Raw genomic sequence first — 20243 nt, 5'->3', positions numbered from 1 at the left:
GGAAGTGAATTGATCAGTGAATTGATCAGCCGAATTCGATCAGTGAATTGATCGATTTCGCTGTCCCGGCCCAAACTGCGGATGAAAATATGGATCCCGCAGAATGTTGTCAACCGCGATCCTGCTCTTTTCAGTCATCGCGAATACGTGATCGGGAATTCGGCCGTCAGTCGCGCCCTTCTCCCGCACGGGCCGACACGGTGACGTGGTCGATCCGCATCGGGTGGCCCGGTTCGGTGGCAGGCCCGGGTGACGCGCCGTCCTGGCGCGGGAGTTCGCCGCCGACGGCCACATTGAGGATCAGGAAGAGCCCGTGGTCCACCGCCCGCTTCCAGGTCCCGGGGTCCATCCGCTTCGCGGCCACCCGGTGGTACACCCGGCCGTCCAGGTACCAGCGCACCTCCTCCGCGCCGGGGGAACGGTCGATCTCCACGGCGTACGAGTGGAACGCCGTGCGGCAGCCGGGGCACGGCTGAGGTGCCGAGCTCAGACCGGCCGGCTCCTGGCAGGGGCCGCCCTTGAGGACGCCGCAGTGCATGGTGCCGAAGACGGTGTCCCGCCCGTTGACGGACTCCATGACGTCCAGCTCCCCGATGCCGGGCCAGCCGGTGTACCCGTCGCGCAGCGGCGCGCCCAGGGTCCAGAACGCAGGCCAGTAGCCCGCCGCCTTCGGCCCCGTCACGTCCGGCAACGCGATCGACGCCTCGATCCGCAGGGTTCCGCCGGGCGGCGCGGCGAAGTCGGCACGCCGGGTCTCGATCCGGCCCGAACTCCACTTGCCGTTCTTCCTGGTGGGGACGATCTCCAGCGCGCCCCTGCCGTCCAGACGGACGTTGTCGGTCGAGTCGGTCATCGTCTCGATCTCGCCGGTGCCCCACTGCGGCGCGGGGCAGCCGGGATAGCAGGTGCCGATGTCGTGGAGCCAGTTGGCGGGAGACGGACGGCTGCCCGCCGGGCCGTCGAAGTCGTCGCGCAGCAACCGGGTCCAGCCGTCGGGCCCCGGCCTGCCTGCCGCCGGGCCCTGTCCCGCCGCGCCCCCATCCGTACCCCCTGCCGCGCTCGCGGCGGGCAGCGCACCCGCCTCGGTCAGCAGCCGCTCCAGCCGGGAGGTCAGCACGACGGCCGCCGCGTTCGTCAGGTGGGCGTCGTCCCGGTAGAGCAGCACCTGGTCCAGTACGGCGGGGCAGGTCGGTCCCGCACCCGGGCACAGCACCCCGTTCACGCCGATGCTCTGTACGCCGGGCAGTGCGCCGGACGCGATCCGCCGGGCCAGCGGATCGGGCTGCTGCGCCAGACGGCGGTCGAACGCGCAGGCGGCGGGCGCCTTCAGGTGGCCGGAGACGCAGGCCGGGACGTCCGTGCCGGGCACGGGGGTGTCCTCGATGTAGACGATCGGCGCCCCGAGCTCCCGCAGCGGGCGCAGGGTCTTCTCCCAGCCCCCGGCCAGGAGCTTCTGGTCGTCGGTGTAGCGGTTGAGCGAGGAGATCACAATGAGGCGTGGTTTCGGCTGCTGTCGCAGCCGCTCCAGGGTGTCCGCCCGCCAGGTGTCGCACTCCCGGTAGGCGCGGCCGAGCTGCGGGCTGCGCACCGTGATCTGCGGCAACGGGCAGCCCTGCTTCACCAGTTCCTGCAGCGCCCAGCCCCGCTGGGCGGCGAGCCCGAGGAGCGGGGAGAACCACTGCCCGGCGTGCGAGTCGCCGAGCAGCACGATCCGGTCCTGGCTGTTCACCGCCCCGAACAGGCAGGCGGGGCTGCGGGTCACGGCCGGGGCGACCTGGCACTCCCCGTCCGGAGGGAAGTCCTTGCGCGCCTGGGCCGGCCCCGGCGTCACCGGACTGTCCGCGAGGGGCACGCCCGGCTGACGTACGAGAAGATGCGGTCCCGCGGCCGCACCCGCGGGCAGGCCCCGCGGGCCCACCGGCCGGTCGGGACCGAGCAGTTGGAGTGTCGCCGACCCCACCACCAGGGCGAGTGCGACCGGCAGCACGATCGCCGTGACACCCACCGAAAGCCCGCGCCTGGCGTGCGCCGAGACGGTACGGCTGCGGCGCAGCGGCCGCTCGACCCAGTACATCGTGGCGAGCGCGGGCAGTACGGCGGCCAGCGTCAGAGCGGTCTTCGCGGGCCAGCCGAGCGCGCCGAGCCCGGCCTCGGCGAGCACCAGGACCGGCCAGTGCCACAGGTACAGGGTGTACGACAGCCGGCCCACCGCCCGGGGAGCCCGCAGCGCCAGCAATCGCCCCACCCCGTAAGCGCCTTGGACGCTCCGCTCGCCCCGGCCGGGTATCGCGGCCAGGATGACGGCGGCGGTGCCCAGGGTCGGCACCAGCGCCGCGATTCCGGGGTACGGGGTCGAGCCGTCGTAGGACACGACGCACCAGCCGATGGCCACCGCCCCGGCCCACCCGCACAGCAGCCGCAGCGGCCGGGGCCCGCGCATCAGGTGCCAGGGCAGCAGGGCGAGCAGCGCCCCGGCCCCGAACTGCCAGACCCGCGAAGGAGTTCCGAGGTACGCGAGCGAAGCCGACCCCTGCGTCCAGTACAGGGACAGTACGAACGACCCGACGGCGAGCGGCGCGACGACGAGAGCCACGGTGGCCCGCACGGCACGCCCCCTGCGCACCGCCCGCCTGACGCACAGCGCGGCGACCGCCAGCAGTGGAGCCCAGAAGAAGTAGAACTGTTCCTCGACCGCGAGCGACCAGAAGTGCAGCAGCGGACTCTGGTCGTGCCCGGCGGCCAGGTAGTCGGTCTGCTGGGAGACGAACCGCCAGTTGGCGAAGGACAGCGCCGCCGCGACGACGTCGTGCTCCAGGTCCGTACGTCTCAGCGGCACGGTCAGCCAGGCGCCGACGGCCGCCACCGCGACGAGGACCACGGCGGCGGACGGCAGCAGCCGCCTGGCCCGCCGCGAGAAGAAGTCACCGAGCCTGATGCGGCCGGTGGTGATCGCCTCGCGCACCAGGAGACCGGTGATCAGATAGCCGGAGATGACGAAGAAGACGTCCACGCCGACGAAGCCGCCCTGCGCGCCCGGTATCTGGGCGTGGAAGGCGAGGACCGCGAGCACGGCGACGGCGCGCAGTCCTTCGATGTCGGGCCGGAAGGTGGAACGGTGCGGGCTGGGGCCCGACTCGGTGTTCCCGGGTTTCCTGCGGGCTCCAGGGGGTGCGGAGGCGTGTTTGTGGGACTGCCGTTGGCCGGGGGCCACGGGGGACGACATGGGAAGAACGCCTTTCAGATCGGTCAACTCAGCCAGGGGAGCATCGGGTTGACCCAGCCGGACGCCAGCAGGCCGGTCAGCAGCAGGAGGGCGGTGGCGGCCAGGGTCTCGGGCCAGCGGCGGGGCAGCATGCCGGCAACGGTGCCGGGCGCCTCTGCGGCGTCGGGAGCTTCGGCACCCGTATCGGCATGCGTACGCCGGGAGACAACCGGGCGGAGCTCCGCGAAGAGGTGCCGCATCAGCGGCACGTTGATCTGGCACTGCACCGCCAAGTAGAGGAGCAGGCCCCAGCTGGGCTCCCAGCCGTTGCGGGCCACGACCAGCGCCAGTCCCGCGGCGGCCGCCGCGTGGGACAGCAGCAGCCAGACCAGCGAGACGGCCACCACCCGGCGGGCCATGCCGCCCGAACTCCCCGCGCCCCGGGCGCCGGTGGGCACCCAGGCGGCGCTGCGCCCCCGCAGCGTGTGCACGAAAGCCGTCGCGGCGGCCACGCTCGTCAGGACGTTCGCCCGGATCACCTCCACGCGCCAGCGGGTGCGGCTGACCCGGGGCAGCAGTACGTGCCAGAGCCACAGCGGCGCGAGCAGCGGCAGCACGTGCCAGGGCCGTACGTCGTCCGGGTACCAGAACATCATCACCAGCGGCGGCAACGGCGCGACGAAGGTGTTCACCGCCGTGGTCAGGTAGCCGACGATGCCTTCGGCGAAGCAGAGCCGCATCCGCCACGGCGCGCCCATCTGCTTCAGTACGGGCTTGCTCAGCAGATGGAGGTTGCCCATCGCCCACCGGTACTGCTGGTTGACGAAGGAGGTCACCGACTCGGGCGAGGTGCCCTTGGCGACGAGCACCGGCACGTACAGGGTACGGAACCCCTGGGCGTGGAGGGCGAGTCCGGTGTACAGGTCCTCGCTGTGGTCGAGCCGGGCGAAGCCGCCGGCCAGGTCGATGGCCTCCCGGCGGTAGACCGCGTTGCTGCCGCAGCAGATGGCGGCGTCGCTCACGTCCCGGGACGGCTGGATCCAGCGGAAGAACCACTCCTGGGCCGAGCCCGCCGCCCGTTGGATCCAGCTCATGGCCTCGTCCGTGTCGAAGCACTGCGGGCTCTGCACGATGCCGACGGAGGGGTCGGCCAGATAGGGGACGAGATGGCGCAGGAAGTCCGGCCGGGGAGCGAAGTCCGCGTCCAGGATCGCGACGGCCTCGGCGCTGCTGAGGGTCAGCGCGTGATTGAGGTTGCCGGCCTTCTTCAGGTGCCCCCGGTCGGGGCGTACGACGTATTCGTAGTGGTACGAGGCGGCCAGCGCGGCGACCTCGGGCCGGTCCGCGTCGTCCAGGACCCAGACGGTCAGCGGGCCCGACCAGTCCAGTGCGGAGACCGCCCGGTAGGCGTTGGCCAGCACGTCGAGCGGCTCGCCGCAGGTGGGCAGGTAGAGGTCCACGCCCGGCGGTCGGGCGGGCTGCCAGGCGCGGACGAGGAGTTCGTGCGACTGCCGGGTGAGCCGGCGCGGGCGCAGGCTGTTGACGGAGGAGAGCACGAGCGCCACCACGTTGAGGCCGAGGACGGCGAGGAAGGCCCACAGAGCCGGAGTGCGCAGGGCGAAGGTGAACATGGTCGCCGCCGTGAACACGAAGGCGAGCGAGCTGCTGACCAGGACCCAGCGGTGCTGCGGTCCGAAGTACCAGTAGAGCTCTTCGTCGGACGGAGGTTGCGGAAGGTGATGAACGGTCATATAGCCCCCCACGGCTGTGTATCTGCCTTTATCTGGAGGACAGCCTAGCGTCAAAGGTATAGACCAATCGAACAACGAGGTGTCAATTCCGGTAATGAGACACAGAATTGGCGTGACTCAATTGGTCCAGACCTCTGCGTCACCCATCCGACAGGGCCCGCCCGCCGGGCCGGGGGAGGCGCGGGCCACGCCCGGGTGAACAGCTCCGGAACACCTGCCCCCAGGACGGTGCGGGTCAGCGAGGTATTACCGGTTGCTTACGGCAGGGCCGCCTTGGTGGCCGCCGGGGTACGGTCGCCGCTTTGCTGGACATCTGAAGGCCGGCCGACCACGGCCGGCCCGAGGACCACCCCACGGAGGCCCCGGTGTCCGAGTTCCGCAAGCCCCGCCCGTCCCGCTTGCCCCGCCGTATCGTCCTGCCCCTGCTGCTCGCCCTCGTGGTGGCGGCCGGTGCGGGGCTCTACGCCTTCCAGCCCTGGAAGGCGTTCACCACCACCACGGTGAACGAATCGCTTCCCGCCGCCTCCCCCTCGGCCGCCGCTTCCCCCGCCGTCGGAGCGACGGGACCGTCCACGGTGCCCGAACCCCCCGCAGGGCCGACGGACCTGGCCCGGGGCGGTTTCGTCAGCCACGAGCACGCCACCAGCGGCACCGCCCGCACGGTCCGGCTCGCGGACGGCGGGCGGACGGTGCTGCGGCTGGAAGACCTCGCGACCTCGGAAGGGCCGGACGTACGGGTCTACCTCTCGCGCCGTGACGCAGGGGCGGCAGAAGCGGGGCTCGGGCAAGGGGCCGTGGAACTGGGCAGGCTCAAGGGCAACCGGGGGAACCAGAACTACGCCGTCCCCGCCGGGACCGATCCGGTCGGTTACCGCAGCGTCGTGATCTGGTGCGCACGCTTCTCGGTGTCGTTCGGCGCCGCCGACCTGGCCCCGGTGGCCATGCCGTCGCCGCCGGCCGCGAGGGAGGAGGCGGGCCGGGCCCGTCCTGCGGTGGTTCAATTCGCCGTACCTGGGCATCCGTGAAAACCAAGGGGCACAACGCACCCAGGTGTGCCCGTGTGACAGCCGTCAGCAGTGACGGTGCCGGCGGTGTGGGAGGACGTATGCACGATCTCGGATTCGTCTGCCTCGTGGAGCGACTGGCGACCCGGGCCGATGAGGCGCGGCACTCACGGGCGGCGGAGCGGCGACGGCTCGGCATGGCTCGGCTGCCCCAGGTGCTCACGCTCGCCGGAGCGGTCGCGGTGGCCGCCGTCGGCATCAGACTGGCGCGTGCCCGCCACGAGTGACCCGGCCGCCGCGCGAGTGGTGGGCCGGCCGGACCGGCGTCCGTAGTTCCCGTACCGGTAGCGGATCGCTAGGATTCCGCTATGCCAACGACTCAGTTGAACGCGCGAGTGCCGGAGGAACTGGCCGTGCGGGTGCGGGCCTCCGCCTCCAGGGCCGGGATGAGCATCGGGGACTACGTCGCTTCCGTACTGGAGGCGGACCAGGCGGCGGCCTCGGGCGGCCAGGAGCTTCGCGAGGCGCGGGCCCGGATGCACGCGGCCGCGGCGTACCGGAGGTGGATGGCGGACGGGCAGCCGGAGTCCGGTGCGATGAGCATGGACGAGGTCTTCGGCGAGTGACCGTGATCCAGGCCCGGTTCGCCGCACACGTCGGTCGGACCATCAAGGACCTGCCCGCCCCGGCCAGGGAAGAACTCCGGGCCGCCGTCCTGCGGGCGTGCGGCGATCCCTGGTCCTGGCCGCAGGCCGACAAGTACGAACTGGATGACACGGTGCGCGTGATCACCACGCCCGCCGCCCTCGTCCACTACGCGATCCTCACGGGCGCCGACCCCCACCTCTGGGTCTTCGCCGCCGTCACCTGAGGGTCTCGGGCAGCGCCGGTGCGGGTGGTGCCGGCGGGCCCGTCGCCGTGTACTCCACCGCGACGCCGAGCAGTGCGAGCCCCGCGAAGAGCCGGCCCGGGGTGGGGTTGGTGACATCGGATTCTCACGCTTCGGACGGCTCGGCGGCGATCCCGGGGCCGGGGGCGTCCCCCGTGATGAACTCCCAGAGATCGGCGTTGAGTTGGTCCATGTGGGTCAGGTGCAGGCCGTGCGGGCCGTCCTCGTACACCTTGAGTACGCTGCCGGGGACCAGCTTCGCCGTGCCCCGCCCGCACAGGTCGACCGGGTTGAAGGCGTCGGCGCCGCCGTGGACGACCAGGGTGGGCACGGTGACGCGGGTCAGCTCCTCGCGGAAGTCGGTCTCGGACATCGTGCGGCTCAGCCCCAGCATGGCCGGTACGCAAACCGCGCGGGTGTCCCACACCGACCAGTCCACGAGCGACTGCGAGACGGTGACGCCGGGGGTCCCCGCCCCGAAGAACGGTCCCGCGATCTCGTCGACCCAGCCGGGCAGGTCGGTGCCGATCCGGGCGCGCATCTCGTCGAAGACGCTGCCGGGGACACCCTCGGGATAGTCCGGCGCCTGTCTCAGCAGCGGGGTCAGGGTGGAGACCAGGACGACCTTGGCGACCCGCGCGGAGCCGTGCCGGGTCAGATAGCGGGCGACCTCGCCGGTGCCGGTCGAGTGGCCGACCAGGGTGACTTCCGTCAGGTCCAGGTGCTCCATCAGGGCTGCCAGGTCGTCGGACAGCGTGTCGAAGTCGTAGCCGCCCCAGGGCTGTTCGGACCGGCCGTGCCCGCGCCGGTCGTAGGCGATGCAGCGCAGGCCCCGGTCCGCCAGATGGGCCATCTGGTAGTTCCACATCTCACTGCTGAGGGACCAGCTGTGCGTGAACACCACGGGCGTGCCCGACCCCCAGTCCTTGTAGTACAGGCGGGTGCCGTCGCCGGTCGTGAAATGCCCCATGGTGGCCGCTCCTTCGATTCCCGTGCGGGCCGCCCCTGATCGGCTGCCCCTGCGGCGCTCACGTTGCCATCCGGCGGGCGGCCTGGCCATTACCTGTGGCGTAAGCCAGGAACTCGTGGTGGGAAAAGGGGAGTTGGGGCCGGGGGGGGGCAGGCTCGTGCGGGCCGGCCGGCAGGGCACCGGCGGCCGGCCCGCACAGTGCGCTCAGACCAGGTCGAACCGGTCCAGGTTCATCACCTTGTGCCACGCCGCGACGAAGTCCGTCACGAACTTCGCCTTCGCGTCGTCGCTCGCGTAGACCTCGGCGAGCGCGCGCAGCTCGGAGTTCGAGCCGAAGACGAGGTCCGCCCGGGTGCCCGTCCACCTGACCTCGCCCGAGGACGCGTCGCGGCCCTCGAAGGTGTCGGCGTCGCCGGAGACCGACTGCCACGTCGTGCCCAGGTCGAGGAGGTTGACGAAGAAGTCGTTCGTCAGCGTCCCCGGGGACTTCGTGAGGACACCGGCCTGCGAGCCCTGGTGGTTGGCACCCAGCACGCGCAGCCCGCCGACGAGGACCGTGAGCTCCGGAGCGCTCAGGTTCAGCAGGTTCGCCCGGTCGATCAGGAGGAACTCGGCCGGCAGCCGGTTGCCCTTGCCGAGGTAGTTGCGGAACCCGTCGGCCGTCGGCTCCAGTGCGGAGAACGACTCCACGTCGGTCTGCTCCTGCGAAGCGTCGACCCGGCCCGGGGTGAACGGGACCTGCACGTCGGAGCCCGCGTCCTTGGCGGCCTTCTCGACGCCCACGCCGCCCGCGAGGACGATCAGGTCGGCGAGCGAGATCCGCTTGGCGTCGGTCCGCCCCGAGTGGAAGGACTCCTGGATGCCTTCGAGGGTACGGAGCACCTGTGCGAGCCGGTCGGGCTCGTTGACCTCCCACCCGCTCTGCGGCTCCAGACGGATCCGGGCGCCGTTGGCCCCGCCCCGCTTGTCGCTGCCGCGGAAGGAGGAGGCCGAGGCCCAGGCGGTGGAGACCAGGTCGGACACCGAGAGACCGGAGGCGAGCACCTGCTCCTTGAGGGCGGCCACCTCGTCCGCACCGACGGGCTCGTGGTCGAGCTCGGGCAGCGGGTCCTGCCACAGCAGCGTCTCGCTCGGCACCTCAGGGCCCAAGTACCGTACGGCCGGCCCCATGTCACGGTGCGTCAGCTTGTACCAGGCGCGGGCGAAAGCGTCCGCGAACGCGGCCTGGTCGTCCTTGAAGCGCCGCGAGATCGCCTCGTACGCCGGGTCGAAGCGCAGCGACAGGTCGGTCGTCAGCATCGTCGGGGCGTGCGACTTCGACGGGTCGTGCGCGTCGGGCACGGTGCCTGCGCCCGCCCCGTCCTTCGGACGCCACTGGTGCGCGCCCGCGGGGCTCTTGAACAGCTCCCACTCGTACCCGAAAAGGATGTTGAAGAAGGTGTTGTCCCAGGCGGTCGGGGTGTCCGTCCAGATCCCCTCAAGACCGCTGGTGATCGCGTCGCCGCCCTTGCCTGTGCCGTGGCTGTTGGCCCAGCCGAGGCCCATCTGCTCCAGCGGGGCGGCCTCGGGGTCGTCGCCGACGGCGTCCGCGGGGCCCGCGCCGTGCGTCTTGCCGAAGGTGTGGCCGCCCGCGATCAGGGCGACGGTCTCCTCGTCGTTCATCGCCATCCGGCGGAACGTCTCACGGATGTCGCGGGCCGCCGCGATCGGGTCCGGAGTGCCGTTGGGGCCCTCAGGGTTGACGTAGATCAGACCCATCTGGACGGCGCCGAGCGGGTTCTCCAGCTCGCGGTCGCCGGTGTAGCGCTCGTCGTCGAGCCAGGTGGTCTCCGGGCCCCAGTAGACGTCCTCGTCGGGCTCCCAGACGTCCGCCCGGCCGCCGGCGAAGCCGAAGGTCTCAAAGCCCATCGACTCCAGGGCCACGTTGCCGGTGAGGATCATCAGGTCGGCCCACGACAGGCTCTGCCCGTACTTCTTCTTCACCGGCCACAGCAGTCGGCGCGCCTTGTCCAGGTTGCCGTTGTCCGGCCAGCTGTTGAGCGGGGCGAACCGCTGCTGGCCGGCGCCCGCGCCGCCGCGGCCGTCGCTGATGCGGTACGTGCCCGCACTGTGCCACGCCATCCGGATCATGAACGGGCCGTAGTGGCCGAAGTCGGCCGGCCACCAGTCCTGCGAGGTCGTCAGCACCTCCGCGATGTCGCGCTTCACGGCCGGGAGGTCCAGGCCCTGGAACGCCTTCGCGTAGTCGAACTCCTCGCCGAGCGGATTCGCCACGGCGGGGTTCTTGGCGAGGATCTTCAGATTGAGGCGCTCCGGCCACCACTGACGGTTCCCGCCGCCCTGCGTGGGGTGCGCGGCACGTCCGTGCGCGACCGGGCATCCCTCCGTCCTGCCCGCTGCACCTGTCTCATCGGTCTTCGCGTCGGTGACGATCGCGTCGTGGTTGTCAGCCATGGGGGTCCTCTCGCAACTGGGCAGATCAGCAAGTCGAGTGAGCGGGTGGCCACACCGGACTGCCTGGTGTCCCCGGCACGTCCGGCACGTCCGGTCCGTCGCCAGGAAGCGATCCTATGGTGGACAGGTTCCAGGTCAAGAAGCCCACCTGTTCCATATTTCGTTCGCACTTTGGCAACTAGCTTTGAACTACCGGTACTTCTGCGACAACGAAGCCGTGACGGAGCGTCAAACAGGAGGCGGGGGCGGAGGCAGGGACTGCGGGGGTCGGGGAGGGGCCGGGGCGGGGCCGGGGGCGGGCTACCTCGGCCACGCCAGGGTCGGTCCCTCGGCGGCCAGGCTGCTCGGCACCCTTCTCGTGCCGCGCGGCGAGTTCCCGCCAACCTCTACCCCTGGCTCCGCTCGCCGCGCTCAAGGAAGCCCTCGGGCCCGACCGGCTGTTGATCCGTCCGTGCCCAGCAGTTCGTCGGACTTCTCCGCCTGGTCCAGTGGCATCCGCCGTGCCCCTGCCTCCCACTGCCCGCGACGGAGCGGCGCCGGGCGGCGGCGGTCAGCGTGCGGATGGCGGAGGACGCTGCTCGCCGCTGGTCGGCCTCGGCTGCTGCAACCTCGATACGGCGCAGCGGCTGTGCGAGGCCCTGGAGGGGAAGGCGGTCGGCCATGACCGGTGAGGTGCTGGAGCCGTGTAACCCGGAGCCGGGGACGTTCGCCGTGGATGCCCGGGACGGACGGGTGGGACGCGTGATGGGGGCGCGTCGGGCCGTACGTGCAACTGCGGCCCCCGGGTGGCGGGGCCGAGTGGGACTGCCCGCCGGATGCGGTCCGGGCGGCACCGCCGGGGCTGGTACGGAGAGCCCACGTCGCGGAGATCAACTGGGAGGGGCTGCTGCCGCGCTGAGCGCGACAGCCCTCCCTCGGGCACCCTGACCTGGCGCGGCCCGGGTGCCCGGGGGAGGAACCGTGGTGTTACGGGGCCGGGACCTCGCGCACGAGCTGCGACCTCCACGGACAGTAGTGGAGGCTCGGCAGGAAGGCGCCGCCGACCTCGTCGAGGTGGTCCTCGACGTACCGCAGCTCGGCGTCACAGAACTCGGGCGCGTAGTTGAAGAAGCTGATCGTCTCCGGGATGTAGTGGAAGCTCCAGTCCCGGTTGTACTCCGCCCGCTGCTTCCTGAGCCGTCCGACGACGTGCGGCTCGTCACGGGTGGCGCCGCTCACCAGGTCCCGGGCGTGCTGGATCTTCTGCTCGTCCTCGATCTTCAGAATGAACGTGTGGTGTTCGCCCGTGCCTTCCCTCATCTCGAAGTACGCGGGCCCTTGGGCCGCCGCGCGGGCGGTGCCGGTGCTGTGCTGCTCGGCCTGGGCGGGCTGAGCCACGGTGCAGGCGAGCATCGCGACGGCGGCGAGGCTTCCGAGCTTGGTGAACAGGTGTCGCACGAGAATCTCCATGGATGCGCGGCGGCCATGGCGATCATGGACGCTCGTTACGCAACGTATTCCATTGAGCGCGTAAAGCGAGGTCCGGCGGGCGCCCATCCGGGGTGGTGCAGGGCCGGCCGGTGCGCACATCACACCTTCGAGGGAGCCGAGCGGGCGAAGGAGCCCGGTTCCCGTGGCCCTGAGCCCTGCCCGGCCGGACACGCACAGCCGGACGGCGGGGCCGACCCGTGCTCACCGGGGCCCGCATCCCGTTCGCCGTCACCGGCTTCAACGACCTCCCGCTGTGCACGCTTCTCCAGCCCGCCCTCACCAGCGTGCGCCTGCCCCTACCCGCCATCGCCCACGCGCTGGTCGACCGGCTGATCACCGCGGTGGAACAACCCGCCGCGGCCCCGACGACCGGCTTGCTGCTCCCCCGCGGAAGCCTGTCGTGCGCGGCAGCACACCCGACCCGACAGCACACCGGACAGCAGCACACCCGACAGCACACCCGGCAGACGTCCGGACGACATCCGGCAGGGGCAACCGGTACTTCGCAGAACCCGGAGGCCGCTGTCAGTGCCGGGTGATAGGAATTCACGATGACCCAAACACCTGTCTTCGAGGACCTGTTGGCCCTGATCCAGGACCGCTCCGCCGCCCTGCGCGACAGCGTCGCGGGCTCACCGGATCTGGATGTCCGCGTCCCCAGCTGCCCCGACTGGTCACTGCGCGACCTCGTCGAGCACCTCGCCGAGGTGCACCGGTCCTGGGCGGCGGTGGTCCTGGCCGGCCCCAGCGACAAGCCCCCGGCCGTGGCACCGGGCCCGGCACCGGCCGTGACACCTGCCGGGGCGCCGGTCGGCGACACGCTCTCCGCCGACCTGCTGGCCCGCTCGGCCGCGGCCACCGATGAGCTGATCGCCGCCCTGCGAGCCGCCGGTCCCACGGCGGGCTGCTGGACCTGGTGGGGCGAGTCCGACGAGCCGACGACGAGCGGCGCCGTGGCCCGCCACCAGGTCCAGGAGGCTGCCGTCCACGCCTTCGACGCCCAGCTGGCCACCGGAACTCCCCGGCCCGTCCCGGTGGTTGTCGCACTCGACGGCATCGCCGAGTTCATCGGCGTCAGCCACGGCACCGCGGGGCCCTGGCCGCACGAGCGGGCCCGGATCGGTCTGCACGCCGGCGAGGGCGAGTCGTGGCTGCTCGACCTGACGGGGCCTGGCCCGCACACCGTCGACGGCCGGCCCGGGACGACCGCAGAACTGCACGGACCGGCCGGCGACCTGCTGCTCACCCTGCACGGCCGCCTGCCCCTGGACCGCCTGCGATGCGAAGGCGACCGCGCCACGCTGGAGAACCTGCTGGGCTGGCCCGACCTGAGCTGACCGCCCCGCCAGGGCCCTGCGCCACGCCCCCGGACTCACTCCGCCCGCCACCACGGCGTGCCCCCGGACGTGTCCCGCAGGGCGTTCGTCGCACAGTGCACCTCGCCGCCCGCCAAGTGCGCCCACTTGAAGTTCTCCACCCAGTGCACGCGCACTCCTCGGCGGCGCAGCACGCGCTCCGTCTCCGTACGGAACAGGTCCTCGCCGTCCACCCTCGGTCCGTGCGGGTCCGGGGCCGCATAGTCCCGGGGGGTGAGGGACAGACCGTTGGCGAGGCCGGGGGAGAAGGCGATGGCGCGCTCCTCCGGCACCGAGGGGTCGAACCTGCCCGTCGCGTACAGCACCGGCACCCTGACCAACTCGCCCTCTGTCAGGCCGGTTTCACGCAGCAGCGTCGCCAGCTGGCCGTCGATGTGCCGGGCGGCGCTCTCGTTCCCGGTGAGGAACTTCGCGTTGCCGAGCACGGCGTCCACCGTCGGACGGTCCTTGACGCCCGTCCCCTCGAAGAGCCGCCCGCCGCCCTCGCCCCGCGCGGACGCCTCGCGCAGCAGCCGCGTCGCCAGCCGGGGGTCGGAGACCATCAGCGTCCAGCCGCGCGCGCTGTCGGCCCGTACGACATGGACGGTCTCGTCCGTGTGCCCGACCAGCAGCCAGGAGGTGTCGATGGCGACGGGCTGCTGCTGTCCCTGGGCGGCGAGCATGCGTACGAAGGACGGGTCGGGTGCGCGGGTCGCACTGGTGCCGTAGACGATGCGGCCCTGGGGGTGGCCGGGATACGGGGGTACGGACTCGAAGTTCCCGGCGAGGTTCTGGAGATCGTCCACGTTCGCCGGGCGGTCGCGGGTGAACTGCTGGACGACGCCGACGTCCGGCCCGCGCAGCTCCCGGAACAGCAGCCGCGCCGAACGGCTCAGCGTGCTCGGCCCCAGCTCGCTCACCGGCCACAGCACCGGCGCGCGCAGCAGGATCCGCATGCGGCGGACCCCGTCGGCGGCCGGCATGCTCACCGTGCCCGGCTCGACCGTGTCCTGCCGCCAGATGTCCCGCCACCACTGCGAAGTGCCGGGCGTGAACGTCACCTTGCCGCGCGGCAGCCCGGCACGCTCGGCCGCCCTGCGGAGCGAGTCGGCGAACGGCTTCCACCCGGTCGGCCTGTACCGCGAGCCGATCCACTTCGGCACGATGCCGCTGCCCTCCCCCGGCGCGGCGGCGAACACGGACTCGGCGCGCTGGAGATCGTGCTGTACGAGTACGGGCGCGACCTTCATCCGCACCCGGTCGGACGCGGCGCGCGAGCCCGCTCCTGTGCCCTGGCGCACGGTGAGGACGATGTCCACCGCACCGTTCCAGCGACGCGTGTCGCGCACCACGTCCCGCCCTTCGACGGCGAGTTCGGCTCCGGCCCGCAGCTCATCGGCGGTCAACGTGCCTTTGAGCGGGATGAGTCGGCCGCCCCGCCGGATGAAGATCCGTACGTACGGAGAACCCGGCGGCGCGATCTCGACCCGGCCGGCCGCATCGTCGCCGACCCGCATCGGCCGCACCCGCAGCGGGGCGAGGTCCTTGGCGTCCTGGGCCCCGTTCACCTGCTCGTCGGCGGCGTCGTGGCAGGCGGCGAGACGCTCGTCCACGGCCGGGTCGACACGGTCCAGATCGCCGGGGGTCGTCCGGCAGCGGCGGGCGTCGTCGTCCAGGTTGGGCAGGAACACCGCCCCTCGCCCCGGCCGCCACTCCTCCTCGCCGCTCTCGTCGGAGCGGCCGACGGTGTCGACGCGGCCGTCCTGATTGACGTCGGCACGCAGATCCGGCAGCGGCACCGGCAGCGGTGCATCGGCCGAGGCCGAGGTCGAAGCCGAGGTCGAGGTCGAGGCCGAGGCCGAGACCGACGCGGGGGCCAGCGGGACGGCCGCTCCGGCCAGCAGCGCGACGAGCACTGCCGATGCGGTGCGAGTACGTGGGTGGAGGGGCGTGCTCGGCATGACGCTTCCTTCCGGGGAGAGGAACAGACCTGCTGTGCTCTCTCCAGGCTTCCGGCCCCGTACCGGACATTCCTCGTCCCGGGGGACGAAACGGGGGTACATCGTTGTGCGCAGTCAGGGCCCGGCCTCGCGGAGGCGTACCAGCGACCCCGTATCCCGATGCCGCACCCCGCTCGCCGGAGGCGGCGAGTCGTGATCCGCTGAAGCAGGAGGACAGGAGAACGCGCGGGCACCCACGGTCGGCTGGAGGAACGCATGGGCCACGATCACGGCGCGCCGGCCGCCACGTCCGGAACCCTCAGTGGCGGGTACCGCAACCGGCTCCTGTGGACCATCGGCATCAGCGCGTCGATCACCGTCATCCAGGTCGTCGGCGCACTGCTCTCCGGCAGCCTCGCCCTGCTCGCCGACGCCGCGCACAGTCTGACGGACGCCGTCGGTGTATCCCTGGCCCTCGGCGCGGTCACGCTCGCCCAGCGTGCCCCCACCCCGCGCCGCACCTTCGGCTTCTACCGGGTGGAGATCTTCTCCGCCGTCCTCAACGCCCTCCTGCTCCTCGCGATCTTCGTCTGGGTGCTGTGGTCCGCGATCCGGCGTTTCAGTGAGCCGGTCGAGGTCAAGGGCGGGCTGATGTTCGTGGTCGCCCTGGGCGGACTCGCGGCGAACCTGGTCGGCATGTGGCTGCTGCGCGACGCCAAGAACGACAGCCTCAATATGCGCGGTGCCTATCTGGAGGTGCTCGGGGACGCGCTGGGGTCGGTCGCGGTCATCATCGGCGGCCTGATCATCCTGTTCACCGGCTGGCAGGCCGCCGACCCGGTCGCGTCCATCGTCATCGGACTCCTCATCGTGCCCAGGGCCTACGGACTGCTCAGGGACGCGCTGCACGTCCTGCTCGAAGCCACCCCGCAGGACACGGACCTGGGCGAGGTGCGCCGGCACCTGCTCGACGAGCCCGGTGTGCTGGCCGTGCACGACCTGCACGGCTGGACCGTGACCTCCGGAATGCCGGTCCTGACGGCACACGTCGTGGTGTCCCCCGAAGCACTGGCCGAAGGCTCCGAGAGCTACGCCGAGCTGCTCGGCCGGCTGCAGGCATGTGTGGGCGACCACTTCGACATCGCGCACTCGACGATCCAGCTGGAACCGGAGGGGTACGGCGAGGCGGCCGGCGCCGTCCACCACTGACTCGATCCCGATCCCGCTCCCCCTTTCGGCCCCCTCGCCTGCTCCCGCGCCAACAGCCTCTTCAGGCCAATGATTCGGACGGGAAGAGCCCGCGTCCGGAGCCCCGCGCGAAAACGCCTCTGCTGGTGGACTGACCGCTCCGTGCTTCCGGAAGCGGCGAGCCGGGCCGCGCACGACACCGACGCCGTTCGCCTCCGGGAACGAACGCCGCGCGGAAACTCCGTGAGCCGGGTGATCTCTGAGGCGTGTGGGGCGTACGGGACCCCATGTGGGCGGACTCGCCCGGTGGTGCGGTGGTACGGGTGTGCCCGCGCGAATCCTCCTGTCGTACGGGGCGGAGGGGCCGGGCCGGGGCGGGTGTGGCTCCGGCCGCGTCGGCGGGTAAGTGGCGGCCCTCCCCGTGGACTCGTACAACTCCCTTGTGCACCAGCGGAATTGAGCCGCCGAGGGGGTGGTTCCGGGTGCCGACGGGCCCTTGTGACGCGCGACAGCGCCTGGTTAGGCTCCGGCTCGTTTCAATTCCTTCTTATTTTCTGCAAGTTCTTGGATTAATCGTGAACGGATTTGCGTGCCGGGGAGAGGGAGGGGGCGGGGATGACGGAGACGGCGGAGTCCCGGGCGGGCGACATCCCGCCCCTGCCCGCTCCGGCGACGACAGGGTCCGCGCGCCGCGACGTACGCCTCTTCTGGTGGTCCAACACGGCCGACGCCCTCGGCAGTCAGACCTCCGGTGTGGTGCTCCCGCTGCTGCTGCTCGCCCTCGGGTATCCGCCCGCGGCCGTCGGCGTCATCGTGGGTGCTTCCGCGGCCCTCGGTCTGCTGCTCGGTCCGCTGGCTGCCGTACCCGCCGACCGGGGTGCGCGAAAGCCGGTCATGGTGTGGTCCGCGAGCGTGGCCGCGCTGGCCATGGCGGGCGTGGCCGCCGCGGTCGCCTCGGGGCGTCCGCCGCTGGCGCTGGTGCTGGGCGGCGTGCTGGTGGAGCGGTTCTGCACGGCCGTGTACGAAGCGGCGTCACGCGGCACGGTCGCCATGATCTGCCCGCCGGCGGGCTACCCCCGGCTGGTGGCCCGCCTGGAGGTGGGGGACCGGATCGCACTCGTCCTCGGTCCTGTGCTCGGCGGCGCGCTCTACCAGGTGGGCCGTGCGTGGCCCTTCGTCGCCGACGCCCTGTCGTACGCCGCGACCGCCTGGTGCATTCGCTCCATGCGTGCGGACCTGAGCGCACCCGGTGCGACGACTCCCACTGCGGAGACTCCTGGTGCGACGACTCCCCGCGCTGAGGCTCCTGGTGCCACGACTGCCTACGCCGAGAGCGCCGAGACTCCCGGCGTCATGGCCGGCCTGCGCACCGAACTGGCCGCCGGGCTGCGCCTCGTCGCCGGTTCGGCCGTGCTCCGACCGGTCCTGCTGTGGACCTCCGTCGTCAACGGGGTGCTGGCCGCCCTCTACTTCGGCATGCTCCTCACCCTCCAGCGCGACGGGCACAGCGGCACCGCCACCGGCGCGGTGCTGGCCGTGGCAGGGGCGGCGGGCATCGTGGGCGCCCTCACCGCCCCCGCTCTCTCCGCCCGGCTCGGCGCCACGCGCAGCGTCCTCGCCGTGACCTGGGTTCTCGTACCGCTTGCGGCAGCCCTCGCCGCGACCCGTTCGCCGTGGGCCCAGGCGGCCCTGTTCGGCGGGATCTGTCTGACCATGCCGGTGGCCACGGTCGTCCTCCAGTCCCGGGCCATCGCCGCGACCCCGCCGTACCTCCAGGCCCGCGCCGGAGCGGTCCTGGCCACTGCCGCGGGCGCCGCCGCCGCGGTGGGCCCGGTGATGGCCGGTGTGCTCGTCGCGCGGGTGGGCGGCGGCGGACCCTCGCTCGGCAGTGCCGGGGTCCTCACCGTCCTTGCCCTGTACGTCAGTTGGGCCAGGCTCCGCACCCCGGCGCACCCCGGAGGCGCCTCGTGACTCCCCGCCCCGAGGACGGTTCCGCGCCGAGCTACCGGGTCTTCCGCCCCGAGCTGCCCGAGGTGTGTGCGACCGACCCCGCACGGATGGTGTTCACCGCCGACGCCCAGGGCCGCTGCGAGGTCTTCACCTGGGACGCCGGGACCTCCACCGCCCGGCAGGTGACCGACAGGCCCGGCGGCACCCTGCACTGTTCCATCGACGCCGACGCCCATGTGTGGTGGTTCGAGGAGGACGCCCATGCCGTCGGCAAGTGGCGGTTCCAGGCCTTCGAGGGCGGGCCCGTGCGCGACGGTCTGCGCGGCGTCCCCGCAGGGCGGGCCCGTGGTCTGGCGGTCGGCGGAAGCGGCGTCGTCGCCCTCGCGCTGGGCGACGACCGCGGCACCACCGTGTACGGCGGCCCCCGTGGCGGCGAGGCCCGTACGGTGACCCGCCTGCCACGCCACGCCCACCTGACCGGCATCAGCGGCGACGGCGAACTGCTGGCCGTCGGCGGGCAGGCGCGGTCGGCGCACGCCGTCACCGTGTTCCGCACCCGCGACGGCAGCCGCGCGGCCGCACTGGGCCCGCAGGGCGGCGCGCTGTGGTCCCTCGGCTTCGGCCCGGCAGCAGGGCAGCACGACCTGCTGCTCGTACGGCAGGACGCGGAGCGGTACCTCCTCGCCACCTGGCGGCCGGGGGAGTCCGTGCGCACGCACACCTGGTGCGCGTTCGACACGGAGATCACCGCCCGCTGGTGCCCGGACGGCAAAGCCGTACTGATCCGCCAGGACCGGCACGGGCGCAGCGTCCTGCACCGCGCCGACCTCAGCTCCCGCACCCTGAGTGTCCTGCCCACCGCCCCCGGCACGCTGCTCGACGCGGCGGAGCACGCCCACGGCGACGTACACACGCTCTGGACCAGCACCACCCAGCCGCCGCGCACCGCTTCCAGTGCGGGCACCCCGCTGCCGTCCCTGCCGCGGCTCGCCGATCCCGTACCCGGCGTACAGCACGACCTGTGGACGCCGGGACCCGACGGGGACCTGCACACCCTCGTGACCCTTCCGGAGGGTGCGCGCGGCCCGGTACCCACCGTGTTCCTCGTCCACGGCGGGCCCGCCGACCACGACCGGGACGCCTACGACGGCACCGTGCACTCACTCGTCGCCTCCGGATTCGCCGTGGCCCGCGTCAACTACCGCGGCTCCACCGGGTACGGCCCCACCTGGCGGGCCGCGATGACCGAGGGCGTCGGACTCACCCAGGTGAACGACCTCGCCGCCGCCCGCGCGGAGCTGGTCGCCCGCCGCTGGTCCGACCCGGACTCCCTTGCCCTGTGGGGCACTTCGTGGGGCGGCTACCTCACCCTGCTGGCGCTCGGCAGCCGCCCCGGACTGTGGCGGGCCGGCGTCGCCGTGAAACCCGTGGCCCACCTCGCCCACGCCCACGCCACCACGACCCCGGCACTGCGCGCCCTCGACGAACGGCTCTTCGGCGGCACCCCCGAAGAGGTCCCGGAGCGATACGCGCGCAGCTCCCCGCACACCTTCCTCCCGCACCTGGAAGCACCGCTGCTCGTCGTCGCCGCCCGGCACGACGCGAAGTGCCCGCCCGGCCAAGTCATGGACTACACCGCCGACTTGACGGCCCGTGGCAAGAGGCACGAGGTGCTCTGGCTCGACACGGGCCACGACGGCTACGACGGCGCGGACCACGTCCACGTCCTGCGCAGCGCCGTCGTCTTCCTCGACCGCGAACTGCGCGGCCGACGGCGCACCACCCCCACAGCGCCCCCCGCCACCCGGCGGGGGGAGTCCGGCCGCACGGCGCACCACGCGCCCGTACCGGCCGGAAAGGCCCCACCGCACCTCACGGAAAGGACAACAGATCATGCAGAAGGACATCATTCACAACGACCCGCTCGCGGGTGACGAGGAAAACCGCAAGCCGAGCGTCGGCATCACCGTGACGGTCCCGTTCCGCAACACCGAGGAGGGCGAGGACGAGGAGTAGGCACACCGCCACTCCCGTTCTGACGGACCGGTCCGGGGCGCCCGCGCCCCGGAC

At 72.2% G+C, this 20243-nt stretch carries 17 protein-coding genes and 1 pseudogene; 11 read left to right on the top strand and 7 right to left on the bottom strand.

Translation table 11 applies throughout. From position 1 onward, the window contains the following. Nucleotides 1-166: 166 nt before the first annotated feature. Together AB0D18_RS22265 and AB0D18_RS22260 are read right to left on the bottom strand one after the other, a co-directional pair. Complete coding sequence (locus AB0D18_RS22265; protein WP_362421121.1) at nucleotides 167-3223, bottom strand: acyltransferase family protein; 3057 nt, start codon at nucleotides 3221-3223, stop codon at nucleotides 167-169. 23 nt (nucleotides 3224-3246) lie between these two features. After that, nucleotides 3247-4953, bottom strand: coding sequence for a cellulose synthase catalytic subunit (locus AB0D18_RS22260; protein ID WP_362421118.1), 1707 nt, complete (start codon nucleotides 4951-4953; stop codon nucleotides 3247-3249). A 365-nt stretch (nucleotides 4954-5318) separates the two neighbouring features. On the opposite strand from AB0D18_RS22260, the gene AB0D18_RS22255 reads away from it, so the two are divergent. The 4 genes from AB0D18_RS22255 to AB0D18_RS22240 all read left to right on the top strand — a co-directional run bounded on the left by AB0D18_RS22255 (nucleotide 5319) and on the right by AB0D18_RS22240 (nucleotide 6828). Continuing rightward, entirely contained in the window at nucleotides 5319-5978 is a 660-nt protein-coding gene (locus AB0D18_RS22255; protein WP_362421115.1) for a DM13 domain-containing protein, read from the top strand. A gap of 80 nt (nucleotides 5979-6058) precedes the next feature. After that, nucleotides 6059-6244: a hypothetical protein gene (locus AB0D18_RS22250; RefSeq protein WP_362421112.1), complete on the top strand. Its 186-nt coding sequence runs from the start codon at nucleotides 6059-6061 to the stop codon at nucleotides 6242-6244. Between the two features lie 81 nt (nucleotides 6245-6325). After that, nucleotides 6326-6583, top strand: coding sequence for a hypothetical protein (locus tag AB0D18_RS22245; RefSeq protein ID WP_362421110.1), 258 nt, complete (start codon nucleotides 6326-6328; stop codon nucleotides 6581-6583). Next, a complete protein-coding gene (locus AB0D18_RS22240; RefSeq protein WP_362421107.1) occupies nucleotides 6580-6828 on the top strand; it encodes a hypothetical protein in 249 nt (82 codons plus the stop codon). Before AB0D18_RS22245 ends, AB0D18_RS22240 begins: the two co-directional genes overlap by 4 nt. Before the next feature lie 124 nt (nucleotides 6829-6952). On the opposite strand, the gene AB0D18_RS22235 is transcribed toward AB0D18_RS22240, so the two are convergent. From AB0D18_RS22235 to AB0D18_RS22225, 3 genes are all read right to left on the bottom strand, one after another. Continuing rightward, the gene (locus tag AB0D18_RS22235; RefSeq protein ID WP_362421104.1) at nucleotides 6953-7816 is read right to left on the bottom strand and encodes an alpha/beta hydrolase; all 864 of its coding nucleotides are present in this window, start codon (nucleotides 7814-7816) and stop codon (nucleotides 6953-6955) included. Between the two features lie 204 nt (nucleotides 7817-8020). Next, complete coding sequence (katG, locus tag AB0D18_RS22230) at nucleotides 8021-10270, bottom strand: catalase/peroxidase HPI (RefSeq protein ID WP_362421101.1); 2250 nt, start codon at nucleotides 10268-10270, stop codon at nucleotides 8021-8023. 386 nt (nucleotides 10271-10656) lie between these two features. Then, the gene (locus tag AB0D18_RS22225; protein ID WP_362421099.1) at nucleotides 10657-10932 is read right to left on the bottom strand and encodes a hypothetical protein; all 276 of its coding nucleotides are present in this window, start codon (nucleotides 10930-10932) and stop codon (nucleotides 10657-10659) included. On the opposite strand from AB0D18_RS22225, the pseudogene AB0D18_RS22220 reads away from it, so the two are divergent. Continuing rightward, nucleotides 10931-11168: pseudogene (locus tag AB0D18_RS22220) on the top strand (hypothetical protein). The gene AB0D18_RS22225 and the pseudogene AB0D18_RS22220 overlap by 2 nt on opposite strands. Before the next feature lie 68 nt (nucleotides 11169-11236). On the opposite strand, the gene AB0D18_RS22215 reads toward AB0D18_RS22220, so the two are convergent. Next, nucleotides 11237-11707 carry a calmodulin-binding protein gene (locus tag AB0D18_RS22215; protein WP_362421096.1) on the bottom strand — a complete coding sequence of 157 codons (471 nt, stop codon included), beginning with the start codon at nucleotides 11705-11707 and terminating at the stop codon, nucleotides 11237-11239. A 230-nt stretch (nucleotides 11708-11937) separates the two neighbouring features. Between AB0D18_RS22215 and AB0D18_RS22210 the strand changes: the two genes are divergently transcribed. Together AB0D18_RS22210 and AB0D18_RS22205 are read left to right on the top strand one after the other, a co-directional pair. Further along, nucleotides 11938-12279 carry a substrate-binding domain-containing protein gene (locus tag AB0D18_RS22210; RefSeq protein WP_362421093.1) on the top strand — a complete coding sequence of 114 codons (342 nt, stop codon included), beginning with the start codon at nucleotides 11938-11940 and terminating at the stop codon, nucleotides 12277-12279. 12 nt (nucleotides 12280-12291) lie between these two features. After that, the gene (locus AB0D18_RS22205) at nucleotides 12292-13077 is read left to right on the top strand and encodes a maleylpyruvate isomerase family mycothiol-dependent enzyme (protein ID WP_362421090.1); all 786 of its coding nucleotides are present in this window, start codon (nucleotides 12292-12294) and stop codon (nucleotides 13075-13077) included. Nucleotides 13078-13112: 35 nt separating this feature from the next. On the opposite strand, the gene AB0D18_RS22200 is transcribed toward AB0D18_RS22205, so the two are convergent. Then, nucleotides 13113-15056 carry a protein-arginine deiminase family protein gene (locus tag AB0D18_RS22200; protein ID WP_362421088.1) on the bottom strand — a complete coding sequence of 648 codons (1944 nt, stop codon included), beginning with the start codon at nucleotides 15054-15056 and terminating at the stop codon, nucleotides 13113-13115. A 255-nt stretch (nucleotides 15057-15311) separates the two neighbouring features. Between AB0D18_RS22200 and AB0D18_RS22195 the strand changes: the two genes are divergently transcribed. From AB0D18_RS22195 to AB0D18_RS22180, 4 genes are all read left to right on the top strand, one after another. After that, on the top strand, nucleotides 15312-16244 hold the full coding sequence (locus tag AB0D18_RS22195; RefSeq protein WP_362421086.1) for a cation diffusion facilitator family transporter: 933 nt from the start codon (nucleotides 15312-15314) through the stop codon (nucleotides 16242-16244). 594 nt (nucleotides 16245-16838) lie between these two features. Then, nucleotides 16839-18194: an MFS transporter gene (locus AB0D18_RS22190; RefSeq protein WP_362421083.1), complete on the top strand. Its 1356-nt coding sequence runs from the start codon at nucleotides 16839-16841 to the stop codon at nucleotides 18192-18194. Next, nucleotides 18191-20107: an alpha/beta fold hydrolase gene (locus tag AB0D18_RS22185; protein WP_362421081.1), complete on the top strand. Its 1917-nt coding sequence runs from the start codon at nucleotides 18191-18193 to the stop codon at nucleotides 20105-20107. The genes AB0D18_RS22190 and AB0D18_RS22185 overlap by 4 nt, the downstream gene beginning before the upstream one ends. Beyond that, on the top strand, nucleotides 20067-20189 hold the full coding sequence (locus tag AB0D18_RS22180) for a hypothetical protein (protein ID WP_362421079.1): 123 nt from the start codon (nucleotides 20067-20069) through the stop codon (nucleotides 20187-20189). Before AB0D18_RS22185 ends, AB0D18_RS22180 begins: the two co-directional genes overlap by 41 nt. The last annotated feature ends 54 nt before the right edge of the window (nucleotides 20190-20243 follow it).

Origin of the sequence: Streptomyces sp. NPDC048442, assembly GCF_040651475.1 — a bacterium.
In the GTDB taxonomy this organism is placed as follows: Bacteria; Actinomycetota; Actinomycetes; order Streptomycetales; family Streptomycetaceae; genus Streptomyces.
The sequence above is the reverse complement of the archived record's forward strand: the minus strand, read 5'-3'. Positions and strand labels throughout refer to the sequence as shown.

Bases quoted from the DNA above. Each gene is read 5' to 3' on its own strand.
- AB0D18_RS22195 (WP_362421086.1), top strand. From the start codon at position 15,312: ATGGGCCACGATCACGGCGCGCCGGCCGCCACGTCCGGAACCCTCAGT.
- AB0D18_RS22260 (WP_362421118.1), bottom strand. From the start codon at position 4,953: ATGACCGTTCATCACCTTCCGCAACCTCCGTCCGACGAAGAGCTCTAC.
- AB0D18_RS22180 (WP_362421079.1), top strand. From the start codon at position 20,067: ATGCAGAAGGACATCATTCACAACGACCCGCTCGCGGGTGACGAGGAA.
- katG (WP_362421101.1), bottom strand. From the start codon at position 10,270: ATGGCTGACAACCACGACGCGATCGTCACCGACGCGAAGACCGATGAG.
- AB0D18_RS22235 (WP_362421104.1), bottom strand. From the start codon at position 7,816: ATGGGGCATTTCACGACCGGCGACGGCACCCGCCTGTACTACAAGGAC.
- AB0D18_RS22265 (WP_362421121.1), bottom strand. From the start codon at position 3,223: ATGTCGTCCCCCGTGGCCCCCGGCCAACGGCAGTCCCACAAACACGCC.
- AB0D18_RS22190 (WP_362421083.1), top strand. From the start codon at position 16,839: ATGACGGAGACGGCGGAGTCCCGGGCGGGCGACATCCCGCCCCTGCCC.
- AB0D18_RS22250 (WP_362421112.1), top strand. From the start codon at position 6,059: ATGCACGATCTCGGATTCGTCTGCCTCGTGGAGCGACTGGCGACCCGG.
- AB0D18_RS22200 (WP_362421088.1), bottom strand. From the start codon at position 15,056: ATGCCGAGCACGCCCCTCCACCCACGTACTCGCACCGCATCGGCAGTG.
- AB0D18_RS22205 (WP_362421090.1), top strand. From the start codon at position 12,292: ATGACCCAAACACCTGTCTTCGAGGACCTGTTGGCCCTGATCCAGGAC.
- AB0D18_RS22225 (WP_362421099.1), bottom strand. From the start codon at position 10,932: ATGGCCGACCGCCTTCCCCTCCAGGGCCTCGCACAGCCGCTGCGCCGT.
- AB0D18_RS22245 (WP_362421110.1), top strand. From the start codon at position 6,326: ATGCCAACGACTCAGTTGAACGCGCGAGTGCCGGAGGAACTGGCCGTG.